The sequence below is a fragment of the Bacillus sp. TH50 genome (genome assembly GCF_016650565.1).
Lineage (GTDB): Bacteria > Bacillota > Bacilli > Bacillales > Bacillaceae_G > Bacillus_A > Bacillus_A mycoides.
In genome coordinates, this window is record NZ_JAEKFM010000007.1 from 661,789 (window position 1) to 675,197 (window position 13,409).

17 protein-coding genes and 2 pseudogenes are annotated in these 13,409 nt (G+C 33.8%); 9 read left to right on the forward strand and 10 right to left on the reverse strand.

All coding sequences use genetic code 11. From position 1 onward, the window contains the following. The first annotated feature begins 2 nt into the window (after nucleotides 1–2). Complete coding sequence (locus JFU23_RS20455; RefSeq protein WP_002011002.1) at nucleotides 3–476, forward strand: hypothetical protein; 474 nt, start codon at nucleotides 3–5, stop codon at nucleotides 474–476. 61 nt (nucleotides 477–537) lie between these two features. On the opposite strand, the gene JFU23_RS20460 is transcribed toward JFU23_RS20455, so the two are convergent. Further along, nucleotides 538–639 (reverse strand): YjcZ family sporulation protein, encoded by a 102-nt coding sequence (locus JFU23_RS20460; RefSeq protein ID WP_000505688.1) that lies wholly within the window; start codon nucleotides 637–639, stop codon nucleotides 538–540. Between the two features lie 286 nt (nucleotides 640–925). Here JFU23_RS20460 and JFU23_RS20465 point away from each other — a divergent pair, with 286 nt between their 5' ends. Continuing rightward, a complete protein-coding gene (locus tag JFU23_RS20465) occupies nucleotides 926–1,126 on the forward strand; it encodes a hypothetical protein (RefSeq protein ID WP_098635074.1) in 201 nt (66 codons plus the stop codon). 261 nt (nucleotides 1,127–1,387) lie between these two features. Next, nucleotides 1,388–1,846: a putative iron-sulfur cluster-binding metallochaperone gene (locus JFU23_RS20470; RefSeq protein WP_201033301.1), complete on the forward strand. Its 459-nt coding sequence runs from the start codon at nucleotides 1,388–1,390 to the stop codon at nucleotides 1,844–1,846. Nucleotides 1,847–1,965: 119 nt separating this feature from the next. On the opposite strand, the gene JFU23_RS20475 is transcribed toward JFU23_RS20470, so the two are convergent. Continuing rightward, complete coding sequence (locus JFU23_RS20475; RefSeq protein WP_002064068.1) at nucleotides 1,966–2,289, reverse strand: hypothetical protein; 324 nt, start codon at nucleotides 2,287–2,289, stop codon at nucleotides 1,966–1,968. 999 nt (nucleotides 2,290–3,288) lie between these two features. Between JFU23_RS20475 and JFU23_RS20480 the strand changes: the two genes are divergently transcribed. Beyond that, on the forward strand, nucleotides 3,289–3,594 hold the full coding sequence (locus JFU23_RS20480) for a hypothetical protein (protein ID WP_033706480.1): 306 nt from the start codon (nucleotides 3,289–3,291) through the stop codon (nucleotides 3,592–3,594). Between the two features lie 61 nt (nucleotides 3,595–3,655). On the opposite strand, the gene JFU23_RS20485 is transcribed toward JFU23_RS20480, so the two are convergent. Both JFU23_RS20485 and JFU23_RS30625 read right to left on the reverse strand, forming a co-directional pair. Further along, entirely contained in the window at nucleotides 3,656–3,877 is a 222-nt protein-coding gene (locus tag JFU23_RS20485; protein WP_002125677.1) for a hypothetical protein, read from the reverse strand. A gap of 12 nt (nucleotides 3,878–3,889) precedes the next feature. Beyond that, complete coding sequence (locus tag JFU23_RS30625; RefSeq protein WP_078179223.1) at nucleotides 3,890–4,093, reverse strand: hypothetical protein; 204 nt, start codon at nucleotides 4,091–4,093, stop codon at nucleotides 3,890–3,892. A gap of 98 nt (nucleotides 4,094–4,191) precedes the next feature. On the opposite strand from JFU23_RS30625, the pseudogene JFU23_RS30265 reads away from it, so the two are divergent. Further along, a pseudogene (locus tag JFU23_RS30265) lies at nucleotides 4,192–4,436 on the forward strand (N-acetylmuramoyl-L-alanine amidase C-terminal domain-containing protein); the annotation flags it as partial. A 294-nt stretch (nucleotides 4,437–4,730) separates the two neighbouring features. On the opposite strand, the gene JFU23_RS20495 reads toward JFU23_RS30265, so the two are convergent. Next, on the reverse strand, nucleotides 4,731–5,072 hold the full coding sequence (locus JFU23_RS20495) for a YolD-like family protein (protein WP_002035052.1): 342 nt from the start codon (nucleotides 5,070–5,072) through the stop codon (nucleotides 4,731–4,733). Nucleotides 5,073–5,227: 155 nt separating this feature from the next. Between JFU23_RS20495 and JFU23_RS20500 the strand changes: the two genes are divergently transcribed. Continuing rightward, complete coding sequence (locus tag JFU23_RS20500) at nucleotides 5,228–5,509, forward strand: barstar family protein (RefSeq protein WP_201032580.1); 282 nt, start codon at nucleotides 5,228–5,230, stop codon at nucleotides 5,507–5,509. Between the two features lie 508 nt (nucleotides 5,510–6,017). On the opposite strand, the gene JFU23_RS20505 is transcribed toward JFU23_RS20500, so the two are convergent. Together JFU23_RS20505 and JFU23_RS20510 are read right to left on the reverse strand one after the other, a co-directional pair. Continuing rightward, nucleotides 6,018–7,193, reverse strand: a complete 1,176-nt coding sequence (locus tag JFU23_RS20505; RefSeq protein WP_002140622.1) for an MFS transporter — start codon at nucleotides 7,191–7,193, stop codon at nucleotides 6,018–6,020. 288 nt (nucleotides 7,194–7,481) lie between these two features. Then, a complete protein-coding gene (locus JFU23_RS20510) occupies nucleotides 7,482–7,793 on the reverse strand; it encodes an ArsR/SmtB family transcription factor (RefSeq protein ID WP_000433539.1) in 312 nt (103 codons plus the stop codon). 194 nt (nucleotides 7,794–7,987) lie between these two features. Here JFU23_RS20510 and JFU23_RS20515 point away from each other — a divergent pair, with 194 nt between their 5' ends. Both JFU23_RS20515 and JFU23_RS20520 read left to right on the forward strand, forming a co-directional pair. Continuing rightward, nucleotides 7,988–8,572 carry a CGNR zinc finger domain-containing protein gene (locus tag JFU23_RS20515; protein WP_201032581.1) on the forward strand — a complete coding sequence of 195 codons (585 nt, stop codon included), beginning with the start codon at nucleotides 7,988–7,990 and terminating at the stop codon, nucleotides 8,570–8,572. Nucleotides 8,573–8,738: 166 nt separating this feature from the next. Beyond that, nucleotides 8,739–9,293 (forward strand): HPP family protein, encoded by a 555-nt coding sequence (locus JFU23_RS20520; protein ID WP_201032582.1) that lies wholly within the window; start codon nucleotides 8,739–8,741, stop codon nucleotides 9,291–9,293. 151 nt (nucleotides 9,294–9,444) lie between these two features. On the opposite strand, the gene JFU23_RS20525 is transcribed toward JFU23_RS20520, so the two are convergent. From JFU23_RS20525 to dhaS, 3 genes and pseudogenes are all read right to left on the reverse strand, one after another. After that, nucleotides 9,445–9,552, reverse strand: a complete 108-nt coding sequence (locus JFU23_RS20525; protein WP_000505673.1) for a YjcZ family sporulation protein — start codon at nucleotides 9,550–9,552, stop codon at nucleotides 9,445–9,447. Between the two features lie 293 nt (nucleotides 9,553–9,845). Further along, a pseudogene (gene dhaQ / locus JFU23_RS20530) lies at nucleotides 9,846–10,843 on the reverse strand (DhaKLM operon coactivator DhaQ). Between the two features lie 19 nt (nucleotides 10,844–10,862). Then, nucleotides 10,863–11,429 (reverse strand): dihydroxyacetone kinase transcriptional activator DhaS, encoded by a 567-nt coding sequence (gene dhaS, locus JFU23_RS20535; protein WP_088265675.1) that lies wholly within the window; start codon nucleotides 11,427–11,429, stop codon nucleotides 10,863–10,865. 178 nt (nucleotides 11,430–11,607) lie between these two features. Here dhaS and dhaK point away from each other — a divergent pair, with 178 nt between their 5' ends. Continuing rightward, nucleotides 11,608–13,359: a dihydroxyacetone kinase subunit DhaK gene (gene dhaK / locus JFU23_RS20540; RefSeq protein ID WP_201032583.1), complete on the forward strand. Its 1,752-nt coding sequence runs from the start codon at nucleotides 11,608–11,610 to the stop codon at nucleotides 13,357–13,359. The last annotated feature ends 50 nt before the right edge of the window (nucleotides 13,360–13,409 follow it).

A 13,409-nucleotide genomic window follows, 5' to 3' on the forward strand; every position in this document is an offset into this window, starting at 1 on the left:
TAATGAGTGAAATTAAGGGATTGTTTCAAAAGATGCTTGACGAATATTATTTTAAAGAAGTAGGCGATTTTTATGTTGTTGATACTTTTCCAGCGGTAGTAAAGAGTGAGAAGTATTTTGATTTCGAAGATAATGTATTGATACCCAATAAATATAATATTTTGAACAAAAGTGTGTTAGCTTTAAGCAAGTTATATTTATATGATGAGAATATATATGTTTTAGATGATGTAGAATCGTTAACATATAGCAAGTACACCAAAAACATAATTGAATTTAATGATGATGTGTTAAAGTTTTTACCAAGTAGAGAAGTTGATAAACTTATATTAATATTTTCTGATTTAAGAATAGGTGTATTAATTGGTGATGGGTGTTTTAATTATATAAGTTTTGAATCTAAGGAATTAAAGTTAGTTGAGCAACTTTGTGTAGCGGAAGGATTATTTGTATGTCACACTAAAGACCGAAAGTGATGAAGAGCTTTTTATTACAAAGAAAAGACACCCATATAAGAGTGTCTTTTCCAATAGTTTTTTAGCAGAAGCAAGAAGCTCCAACAATGATCAATAAAATAAACAATACAACTAGTAAAGCAAAGCCGCCGCCACAACTACTACAACTACCACCAAATCCCATAATAGTTCCTCCTTTAATAAGAGGGGAAAACAAGGGGTCACTCATGTATTTTAACGGATTCAATTTACTTTATGTTTTTTACGCAATAATTGAGCAGGTCCTTTTGAAAATAAAGAAAAAACACCCTAAGGTGCCTTTCTCCGACTTGAACCATCTTAATTTTAATAATATTGGTCATTGAGAAAAAAGAAAAAGCCCTATATAGGGGTATCACCACACGACTAGCCAGCACTCACACCTAAAAACAGGATGGAATGATAAAATGCAAGTTTAAGGAGGGGGAAGAATGAAAAATGTACATAGATGGTTAAATTATTTTGGTTTTATATGTGTGTGCATGTCTAGCTTCGGTTTTGTTTCTCGTTGGATTTTTCGTGATGTGATTGCACTCGATCAATTACTTGTTTTGAGTATAGGAATTATTATTTTAATAACAGCATTTTTTATAAAACGTTGTAGTAAAGAGTTACGAGGTGATAAAGGTTAATCGCCCTAAATGTAGTTTTAGAATTTCGCAATCGGAGTATATCTTTTGAAAAAGACTTATTGAATAATGACAGTTTATTTTAAGAAAGTAAATCGATAATATAGTAAATAATACTTTCCTTGACCCTGTACTATGGCACAGGGTTTATACTTTATATGAGGTGAGACAGATGCAATATCTTATTATCGAAACTTTAATAGATTCAGAAAAGAAAGTAGAAGAATATTTATAAAAATAATAAATTGTAAAGGTGGGAGAATAATAGAAGATTGTTGTAGTAACCTTAAAGGAATAAAAATTGAAAATAATGGTCATTGTCCATCATGTAAAAATAAAGCTAAGAATGTAAAGTTGATTACACTAAAATCATTGCTTAAACCATCGGCATTAGAAACATTAAATGCTAAAGAAAATCACTATTTTTGTTCAAACGAAGATTGTGATGTAGTCTATTTTGATACGAATAATAAAAAATACTTTGTATCTGACATAAAGGTAGCTGTAAATCAAAAAGATGACTCAGTAACTACACCAATTTGTTATTGTTTTGATTGGACAAAAGAAAAAATCAAACAATATGTGAAAAATGGACTTACTCCTAATCCAGTAGAGCATATTCGCGAAAACATAAGAGAAAATCGATGTGGTTGTGAAGTAAACAATCCACAAGGTAGTTGTTGTTTAGGCAATGTTACAACTTATATTAGAAAAATGTCATAAGGAACTTAAATGTTGCTTTTTTTCACCAAAATACTTTGGGGTATTTCAAAATCTCAAGTCGATGGGCATGTGGCGTTGCCTCATGCTCACCAAGCTAGTTAGGGTATGTTAAGTAAACCTTATGGATTTGTATATCTCATCCATCCACTTTCAGATTGTTTCGCTTTATACTTCCCATAAGACAGAAGCTTCATTGCCGAGCGATTGGCCGCATGAAAAACCAAGTTTAGCTTCAATTCTTCCTCCATTTCACTGGGATAGGTGGTAGATTCATAAACATAATAACCCGCCATGATACAGGGGATTACTTGCTCCGGTTCAAATCCATAAGCAGTTGCATCATCCACAACCAAATCAATGATGCATCGGTTTCCATCTTTAACTTTTTTCTGTAGTAATTTTTTTACCGATCCTGGTACTAATTCTAATATTTTATCCTTCATGTCAGTCACCTCATCTTTTATCATGTCCAGATAGCTTGGGGATATGTGTCAAACAGAATGAAGTTCCAACCGTAATTGCACTGGTTTAACAAGATCTTAAGGACTATATCACCCTAAAAGAGAAAATGGCTTTAAATAAAAGAAATCCCGGTTGTCTGCGGGGCTCCTAAGGGTAATCGTCAAGTAATGACGTACTCGACTAATTAACGATATCATGAATTTTTTGGTAAAAATAATGGTAAATGTGTCCGAATTAATGAGGGCATCATTTGGAACAAAAACGCTATTTTAATTTCAAACAAAAGAACAGTCAGCAAAAGCTAACTGCTCGGTTCTCCAAGGGGGAACAAGGAGAAAGTAACTTAATCGGTTGTCTTCAGTATTGACGGAATATTGAATTTTATTCAGGGATCTATGTTATATGATTGATAAAAAATTCCTTTATTAGCAGTAAAACTCCGAGGAGAGACAAGACTTCAATTGAGAACCAAAACATGCTTTTTTGAGGTTTTTTAAACTCCATTATTATGGAAGAAAATAAAAAGGTTGCAATCATCATGATAATTAAGAGACGGATTATATCAGACATTAATAGCACTCCTAATATTTAATCAGTTTCATTATATAGTTATTTCCAATGAGATGGAATTTAAGAATTGTTTTATTGAAATTCGAACAAAAAAGGTCCTGTTGTCTCCAACAGAACCTTTTCTAAAATGGCAAAGAGTAACTCTTACCTTACTCTTCTGCTATATAATACACAAAACACGTATAGATGTGTAGAACAATAAATTCCAATATAATTATTTGAATAAAGTGTTTAAAAGTATCTTGTCGGGGTTTAATATAAGGAATTAAATTACAAACGTTGATTTATCAATGGATATTAATGATGAACTAGAAAATGATAGTTAATAAAGAAATATTACGATAATGAAATATGAAATATTGCATATTCAATTGAAATAGAAATTTACAAGTAGAAAGCGAGGAATAACAATGGGGCTAGGAAACCATAGAACAGAAAATAGTTTGAGTGTAAATGACAGGTGTTCCGGGTTCTACTATTTATGCGAAGAATGTCATTGGGAATTCCATAGACACTTCGAAACAGTTAAATCACACGAGTATGTTACGGAGACACCTAAATATACAGAATTGATAGGATTATGGGAAGTATTGAATGATCCATTATCTATGAAAGAGTTCAAGGAACTTGTTTATAAAGGATTGGATTTAAAAAGAAATGTACAAAAATCATTTAATGAAGAAGAAATAGAAGCAAACAACAAACAATTAAAGTAGCGAATTCGCTGCTTTTTTATTTTACATAGAAAAAAGGAAACCGCAAAGGATCCTTTTTATATTAAGCTGCTTTATAATTTTTATTTTTAATCCTATTTCTAGTATCCATAAATGCGGCGAATGTCGCTATAGCACCACCTAAATCATAAACTTGGAATTTGTGGACAAAAGCAAGTCCTACAATGAAATTGTAGCTGTATATAAAGCATGTAATACCGAACAGCCATAACATGAACTTTAAATCTTTTAAGCTCAATCTATAATTCTTAATTTTTTTCCACATATGTATCAACTCCTATTGTTCTGAGGTTCTATAGTTTTTCTTGCAGATCTCTCGCATGTCTACGATAAAGAATAGAAAGAAGATAACAGCTGCGATGCCATTAACCCAGTAATACGTATGTCCCATCGTGAATCCATCATAGAAGGAATAGGCATTCCAAATTATAAGGATTATTGAGCAGATAGTAGAGATCATTAATGAGCCAAAACTTCTCATGCTTTTCACCTCGATTCAAAGTTTTATAACTTTTCATACAATTATACATTTAAATAAAAAGATTTACAAAAGGAATTACCATAAGGAGGGGGGTATGACTATACGCTCTAACGGGACAAACTGTTGGGAATTGTGAAGGAAACGGCGGTTCTAATGTGGATATCAATACGTTAAGTCAGGTGGATTCGATACTAACTCCTTAGATGAAGCTATTCAAGCTATGGTAGAACGAGGAATAAAAGGTAGCGTTAATGTTGATTCACTTTCTGGACTATGTTATATCCAAACCGATGCCCTACCTAATACAGAGTTAGATAAGATTACTTGGTGGGTGGATACTTGATCAGGTGGTAAATGGTGGTATGAATATATCAAAGTTAGATAATAGTTGAAGCCGTCCTTAATCGGGCGTTTTCAACTATTATCTAAATGCTTCTTTAGTTTTCTCTATTGTGTTCTGTTCCTCTTTTGTATTTGTAAATTCGATAACCATAACAGACAGTCCAAAACCTAAACAAACAGCCTTTATCTTGCTAATTCTCACAAGAACTTACACTTTTTCTCTATCTGTATTTAACCTAGAATACAAGATTCTTTCATTTTTATTCCTGGGTATATTTGAAAAACTGTATGTTTTTTATCTCAAATCAATTACATCTATAAATTTAAGGAAAACTCTGTTATAAGATGCATCAGTGCAAGTTATTAAATTCTTTATCGGATTTATGTCAGTTACAGTCACATATCTAGTAAGTAAATGACCATCTCTATAATAAGTAATCAATACCTTCTCTTCAGAAAGAAATGAACATAGTAACTTGTTTTCAATAATTTCTTGTTTGTCTTGGGTTAATGTAGGGCGCTCCACTTTTGTTTGTTTTTTAACAATCTTACCAATACCGATGAATTTCTTCGGTATTGAAGCGAATGGAGTCCGCTTAATCATTCCTATTTCTTTTGGCATATGTGTATAGTTCATGCTGTACATCTCCCTGATTGCTATAAATAATTGTATCATTATATCAATTTTTGAAGATGTTGGGATTATTTATATAATTATAAAATAAACATTTAGAGGTTTTTGACTCCTTATAAAATCAACCCAATTTAACTAAGTATGATTTATATATATAATTGAGTAATGAACATGAATCAATTATTGTCATAGATGTAAGCAACATTTATAATGCAAAAGAATTGCATTTACTTCTTAAAGAGAAGCTTGAGTTTCCTGATTTGTACGTGGAAAACTGGGATGCTTTTTGGGAGTATATTACAGGATTTGTGTGTCCTTTGCCAAACAAAATGATCTTCGAAGGATGGTCAAAGTTTGAAAAAAGGTTACCGAGAGATACAAAAATAATGAAAGAGTGTCTTCTTGATTATAATGAAGAGGATAGAAAGGATCCTGCATGAGCGTCTTTTTTATTAAAATTTATATTTTAAAGAGTTACCTAGAAGAGAACAAGCTATTAATTAACAAAAAAGAAAAGACACCCTAAGGTGCCTTTCTCCGACTTGAACCATCTTAATTTTAATAATATTGGACTCCCGTCCGAATATTATTTTACCATGTTAAGTTGTTTTTGGAAATATGCCATATCGATAATTACAATATACGTTTTAGTTTTTAAATTATTTATCTTTCTAAAAGTTGAAATTAATAAGAACCCCATAAATGATAAACCATTCCACTAACGAAAAATACTAATCCTAAAAACAAAACAATTAAAGCAAGTACTCCATTTTGATTATGTTCCATAAAATTAGCTCCTTTTAGATTTATAGTTGTTTATTCTTTCATACAAAAAAGCCTTTAGTCGTAATTATGGCTAAAGGCTTTGATCATTATACTTTTCACATTATAAAATCTTATGAGAAGAATTTATAATGTTTTTTTATCAAATTTGAAACTGAAAATGTACTAGCTTGATAATGAAGCTTGGCTATTAGAATTGAAAAATTTTAGTTTTATTATAATTAACAGAAATGAGAGTAGTGTGAAAATGAATCCGCTCCAAATAAGCTGGTGAATACCTAAGTTTGAAATGAACCAGCCTCCAATAGTTGTTCCTAAAGTAATTCCGAGATTGGAGAACGAAACGAATAGACTATTACCAAATTCAGGTGCTTCTTTTGCTTCGCTTATTAACCATGTTTGACCAACAATTAATCCACCAGCATGTACGATTCCCCAAATGAATACGATAAAAATCATTGGAACAAGGTAGGAACCTAAATAATAAACCAATATGTAAACAATAGAATATAGGATAGGGAATAATATTACTGTATTTACTATACTTTTTTGCAGGAGACTACCAAATAAATGATTGCCTAAAATCATAACTATGCCAAATATGAATAGCATGATACTGATGAGAGATCCATTCATGGAAGTTACTTTGGCAAGGTACTCAGCGAAGTAACTGTATACGGAAAACATGGCTGCAAAAAGGAATGTGACGGTTAAAATATTCAACCATAATCCTGGTTTGCCGAGTATACGAATTTGTTTGCCGAAAGACATTTTTTCTTTAACAGGCATAGAAGGAAGTAGGATTAGTATTCCAATGAATGCAAGAGTGTTAACAAGCGCTCCGAATAAGAAAGCAATTTCGAGTGAAAATTGGTCTGCAAGGTAAGAGGTTAGTGGTACACCTAAAGCAAAGCCAACAGTAATTCCCATGAAAACTTTTGTAACCGCTTGACCGCTCTTTTCTGGAGGGACAAGTTTAGCAGCTGTTACAAGAGCAATTGAAAAGAAGAGTGGGTGAAGTGCTGCCGGTAAAATACGAAAAATAAGCATGATTTCAAATTGTGTTGTATAAGCGTAGATTATATTTGAAATAACAAATGCAAAAATTGCTGTTAATAAAATTATTTTGCGATTAATACTAGAGACGAGCAGAATTAAAAACGGACCAGAAATAGCAACAACTAGTGCAAATATACTTACTAAAAATCCAGCTTGTGTAGTTGAAATTCCAAATTTTTGAGTGATTTGTGGTAATACGCCGACAATACCCATCTCGGTAGTAATAATTCCGAACACACCTATTGCGAGTGTCAGAATAAGTAAAGGATTTACTTTTTTCATTTAGAAAACTCTCCATTCGTATCAGTATTTTGAAAGTAAATTCATTAACAAAGAAGCATTATTACAAGTATGATTGGATGCCAATATTATCAGGATTATGTAATTCGAAATACAATAACAGATATCTAAATAACTAGATATGATATGTTAAAAAAATTTCTCCTTTCGATGTTTCTTGCTTTTATAGGCAGTACAATTTTATAACAAAGTCATTGGATACCTGTAAAAAAGCAGAATGTGTGAAAACTAATAATCAATTAGTATGCTGATTAATTATTAGCTTTCATTTTATAATTCGTTTTGGACGTATTCAGAAAACTCTCGTATTGTTTTTTCATTTCGACGATAGTAGGTCCATTTTCCAATTCGGTCAGACTCTAGTAATCCTGCTTTTTTCATAGTTAATAAATAACTAGAAATAACCGATTGGGCTAAGCCAGTTTTAAGCTGGATATCTCCTACACATACGCCAACTTGAAAGTTAAGGTCTTGTTCTAGATAAGGTTTTTCATCGAAATGGTTTTCTGGATTTTTCAACCATGATAAAATTTGACATCTTGTTTCATTTGACAATGCTTTATAAATTAATAAAGGTTCCATAAGGATATTATATCTACTTTTATAGATTTGTAAATGGGTTTTAGTGATTTTAAGGGAAGAAGGTATATGTAGATTCCTTTAAATGTGGATGAGATGTTCTAGTAAGAGGGCTTTTTTCTGGATGTGAATTTATAAAAAGTTGCACCGTCATATTGCTTTAGAATATGATTGGTTAAAGAGTAGGTGATGAGTACATGCAGGAAACAAAACAATTCCCGCTTATATCTGGAAATCTCTCATTAGATTTAGTGAATACAGAGTTAGTTAGGCGTGGACAACGTTATGATTTATTAATAACAGATGAAGATGTATTAGAATGGCTACATGTAATAAAGGCTAATCTTCCTTTTTGGAATGAAAAAACACTTATAGGAATTCAAGAGCGAGTGAATCAAGTTACATCTAGCATATTAGAGGTAAGAGAAGTACTGAGAAAACAGTTTGAGGCAATTGCTGATCTGCACGAAATTTCTAATGATTTTATTGCGTATTTAGAAAAACAAATTGAGAAGGCACCATTTACATATAAAGTCATTGAACAGCGTCTAGTACCTATCCCAGCTGGAGAAATTGAGGATGTACTTGTATCGTTAATTGCATTTGATGCTTTAACGTTAATAGCAGAAAATAAGCTTATTTCTCTTAAAAGGTGTTCAAACCCCGACTGTGTTTTATTATTTATAGATAAAAGTGGAAAACGAAAATGGTGTTCTATGAAAATATGTGGGAACCGGAAAAAAGCAGCAAAATTTCAGGTTCGAAAATCTGAAGAGGTTTAGGAATCAGCTTATAGCAGTTGATTCTTTTTTTTTGTATCTTTTAACTAACCTCTAAAATGAATATTTACAGGTTAGTTAATTCGGGTTATAATTATTGGTAAATAAAGTGAAACTTTAGTCAGTGGGATGTCCATCCCTGCGAATAGCGCGATAAAGGAGGAAAACGATGGATAATATAACAGCAGCTAAGCAGAAAGAGGCTCAACCAATAAGTGTACGATATTTTGCAAAAATGAAAGGGAAAGGGAGAAGTCCATTACAAGTAAATATAAAGGATTCTTTAACGGGACTACTGGGGGGATTTTTAACAATTCTCACCTTAACATATTTAACGAGTATAACTTCTACAGAATTACTAATGGCTCCATTTGGAGCGAGTTGTGTATTAGCGTTTGGAGTTTGGAATGCACCGCTATCTCAGCCGCGTAATATTATTGGAGGACATTTGATTTCAACTTTCATTGGTCTATCAATATATCATTTGTTTGGGAATGAATATTGGACAATTGCTTTAGCAGTCGGGGTGTCGATTGCTATTATGATGTTAACAAGAACAACGCATCCTCCGGCAGGGGCTGATCCAATTGTCGTTATTTTAGGAGCAAATAGTTGGAGTTATATAGTAACGCCGGTTTTAGTTGGTTCCGTTGTTATTGTAGTTATTGCCTTATTTATTAATAATATGAGTAGTAAAAGGAACTATCCAACTTTTTGGATATAGTTTGTAAAGTGAAAAACAATTTAAGTAAGTATTTTATTTTTTATATAGAAAAAGCCTTTAGTCGTAATTACGACCAAAGGCTTTCATTCTCATTCTTTTTAGTTTACAAAGAAAAGACACCCATATAAGAGTGTCTTTTCCGATAGTTTGTTTAGCAGAAGCAAGAAGCTCCAACTATGATTAATAAAATAAACAATACTACTAATAAAGCAAAGCCGCCAGAAAATCCACAGCCGCCACAACTACCACCAAATCCCATAATAGTTCCTCCTTTAATAAGAGGGGAAAACAAGGGGTCACTCATGTATTTTAACGGATTCAATTTACTTTATGTTTTTTACGCAATAATTGAGCAGGTCCTTTTGAAAATAAAAAAAGACACATTAAGGTGCCTTTCTCCGACTGGATAACCGCATTTCGAAACTGGTGGATAACTTGCAAATAGTATGTATGCTTCGATTTATTTACAGATACCTAAGGTTTATACATTTTTCATATAAGTCAGTACTTTTGATTACTAAACGTTCAATCATCATAAGGTTTAGTTTATTGTTACCAACCACTCGCTCTAACATCCGCCTTCAACCACTTCACCCAATCCGAATCTTCTATTTTAAGCAAACTGAGCGAAACACCTTTCATATCTAAAGAAGTGAGAAGGGTACCAACCTTTACGAACTTCACATGTAAGCCTTCCAGCTCACATAAACGGCGAATGTCGTTTGCGAAAATGTATTGTTCCATTAATGGTGTCGCACCGAGTCCGTTAATGAGGATGGCGAAGTTGTCACCTTTTCTCCAGCGATAAATGCTTTTTAGTTTGTTCATAAGTTCGATCGCTAATATTTCAGAAGAGGATAGTGCTTCTTTGCGGTAACCTTTTTCGCCATGAATACCAACGCCGTAAAAGACTTCATCGTCGTTTAATGTGAAGGAAGCTTTTCCCTGCATGGGATCATTGGCAGGTGAAAGGGCGACTCCTAATGTGTGTAAGTTTTGGATGACAGAACGGCCAAGTGCTGTTAGTTCTTCTAAAGAGCGGCCTTCAAGAGCGGCCGTACCAAGTATTTTTTGAACGAAAACAGTGCCAGCTACGCCGCGTTTTCTTTTATTAAAAGAAGCATCATCTTCAATTGAAACGTCGTCATTTACGATGATGTGGTCAATTTGTCTTCCTTCTTCTTTGGCGATTTGTTCTGCAGCTAAAAAGTTTTCTACGTCATCTTTAAAGTTTTTAATAATGAATAAAATACTTTTATCTTGTGGCATTAAGCGAGTTGCCGCCACAATTTGTTCGACTGTAGGGGAGTGAAGATACTGCCGTTTACTGCCGCCGTAAGCATTCCGTTTCCTACATAGCCAATATCAGCTGGTTCGTGTCCGCTACCACCGCCGCTTATAATAGCGACGTCTTGCTTCAGTTTTTCGATATCTTTTACATAAATGATGTTATTTGTTTCGTCGTAATTCACTTTGTCGTTATGTTCAAAATAAAAGCCATGCAGCATATCTTGAACGATATTTTGTACATCATTCATAATCTTTTTCATTGCTTTTGCCACCCTTTAATTACTTTGCTGATTGCTCCAGTAATAGTAGTAATTGATTGTTTATCATATTTTTCATGAGAGAAGACATAATGGACGGATCTACTTCACATTTACTTTCAATCCAATCTTTTATCGTCCCAACGAAGCCGTGACTATAAAAAGAGGCAATCGTATTTTTTGTCTCATTCGAAAGGCTGAATCCACAGCTCATCGATAGTTCATCAATAATCTTCATATATAAGTTTTTCGTATGCTCAAATAAATAGTGATTAAACGAGTTTTGCTCAATGACTTTAAATGCATTTCGGTAAAATTTTTGATTTTCGTAAAAGTAATCAAATAATAAATCAAAAATATTTTCCCATGTTTCATAATCAAGAAAGTCGATAATGTTTTCTTTCGTTTCTTCTCTATAAATCCAGCTTAATAGTTCAAATTTATCTTTAAAATGATAATAAAAAGTTTGCCTACGCATTTGACAGTGTAACATAATATCGCTCACTGATATTTTATGAAATGACTCTGTTTCCATTAAATGTTTCAATGAATTCGCGATTATCTTTTTAGAAATTATAGAAGAGGTCATCTTAATCATCCCTAGAATGTTAGTAATATGAAAATCCTACCTACAAATGAGAGCGGTGTCTTTAGACAGATTGTCCATTTTGTCCGTTTACTATAAAACGCTTTCATTTTAACATGAGTAGTAAGAAGAAGATTTCAAATATATCACAATATATTAAAGGAATTGAGGGAGAATCACAATGAAAAAGATTATAAATAAACCAGAAACATTAGTAATGGAAATGTGCAACGGAATGGTGATGGCTCATCCAGAGCTTGAGTTTTTGAAAAAATATAAAGTCATTAAGAAGAAAGAAATGAATGAAAATAAAGTAACGTTAATTAGTGGCGGTGGTAGTGGTCATGAGCCAGCGCATGCAGGATTAGTCGGAAAAGGAATGTTAGATGCGGCAGTGTGCGGAGATGTGTTTGCTTCGCCTTCACAAATTCAGGTATATCAAGCAATTAAAGAGACAGCGAGTAAAAAAGGTACGTTATTAATTATTAAAAATTACAGCGGCGATATTATGAATTTCAAAAACGGAGCGCATTTAGCGACGGAAGATGGAATTGAAGTAGATTACGTAAAAGTGGACGATGATATTGCAGTAGAAGATAGCCTGTACACAGTAGGACGCCGCGGCGTTGCGGGCGTTATTCTCGTTCATAAAATTGCCGGTGCAGCAGCGGAAGCAGGTATGGATTTAGGAGCGGTGAAAGCTGTAGCGGAAAAAGCAGCGGCTAACGTGCGCACAATCGGTTTAGCGTTAACGTCTTGTACAGTTCCAGCGAGCGGATCACCTACTTTCACACTTGCGGAAGATGAAATGGAATACGGCGTAGGTATTCACGGTGAACCAGGAATTAAGCGTGAAAAAATGTTGTCAGCAGATGAATTAGCTAACCGTATGACAAATGATTTAATGAAAGATTTAGGAGTAAAAGACGGCGAAGAAATTGCACTTCTAGTAAATGGTTTTGGCGGAACACCACTGCAAGAACTATATCTATTTAATAATGCAGTTACGAGAGAATTAGCTGATAGAAACATTAAAATTAATAGAGTATTCGTCGGTAATTATATGACGAGTATCGATATGGCTGGTATGTCTTTAACAGTGATGAAGTTAGATGACGAGCTAAAAACGTTGTTATCGAAAGAGTGTAATACACCAGCGTTTAAAGTAGATGGACCAGTTGAAAGTGTAGAGTACGTGAATGTGCTTGAAGATGTAGAAGAGAAGGAAGTTTCCTTCGAAATAGAAACAGCGGAAGAGCACGCTGTTATTAAAGATAATGTCATTACATTAAATAACATGATTTATCTCGTTGATAAAATGAGTGACATTATTATTAAAAATGAAGTACCGTTCTGTGAGTTAGATACACATGCAGGTGACGGCGACTTCGGAATGAGTGTTGCAAAAGGATTTAAGCAATTAAAGCGTGAGTGGCATTCTATTGTAGATCAAGAGAATGTAACGATCGGATCATTCCTTGACGGTTGTTCAATGATTATTATGGAACATTGCGGCGGCGCTTCTGGTCCAATTTGGGGCGGAGCATTCCGCGCAGCTAGTAAAGCAGCAGGCGAAAAACGTGAGTTAACAGCCAAAGAGTTCGCTGAAATATTGCAAGCGGCACTTCACGGCATACAATCTATCGGTGAAAGATCGTTCGGAAGAGGAGCGGTAGTTGGTGATAAAACACTTGTTGATGCACTTGCTCCATGTGTAGATGCTTGGATTGACAGTGCTTCAAACGAAGTAGACATAAAAACTGCCTTTGAAAAAGGAGCAGAAGCAGCGGTTAAAGGAGCAGAGTATACGAAAGAAATCGTAGCTCGTATGGGCCGCGCTGGTACAGTTGGTGAAAGAAGCTTAGGCTATCCAGATGCAGGTGCACATGCGCTTGGGGTTATCTTTACGGAGATTGCGGGTAGTTTGAAATAGTAATTAGAAAGTCCCTCTGCCTTAAGGCGGAGGGACTTTTATATAGTTGA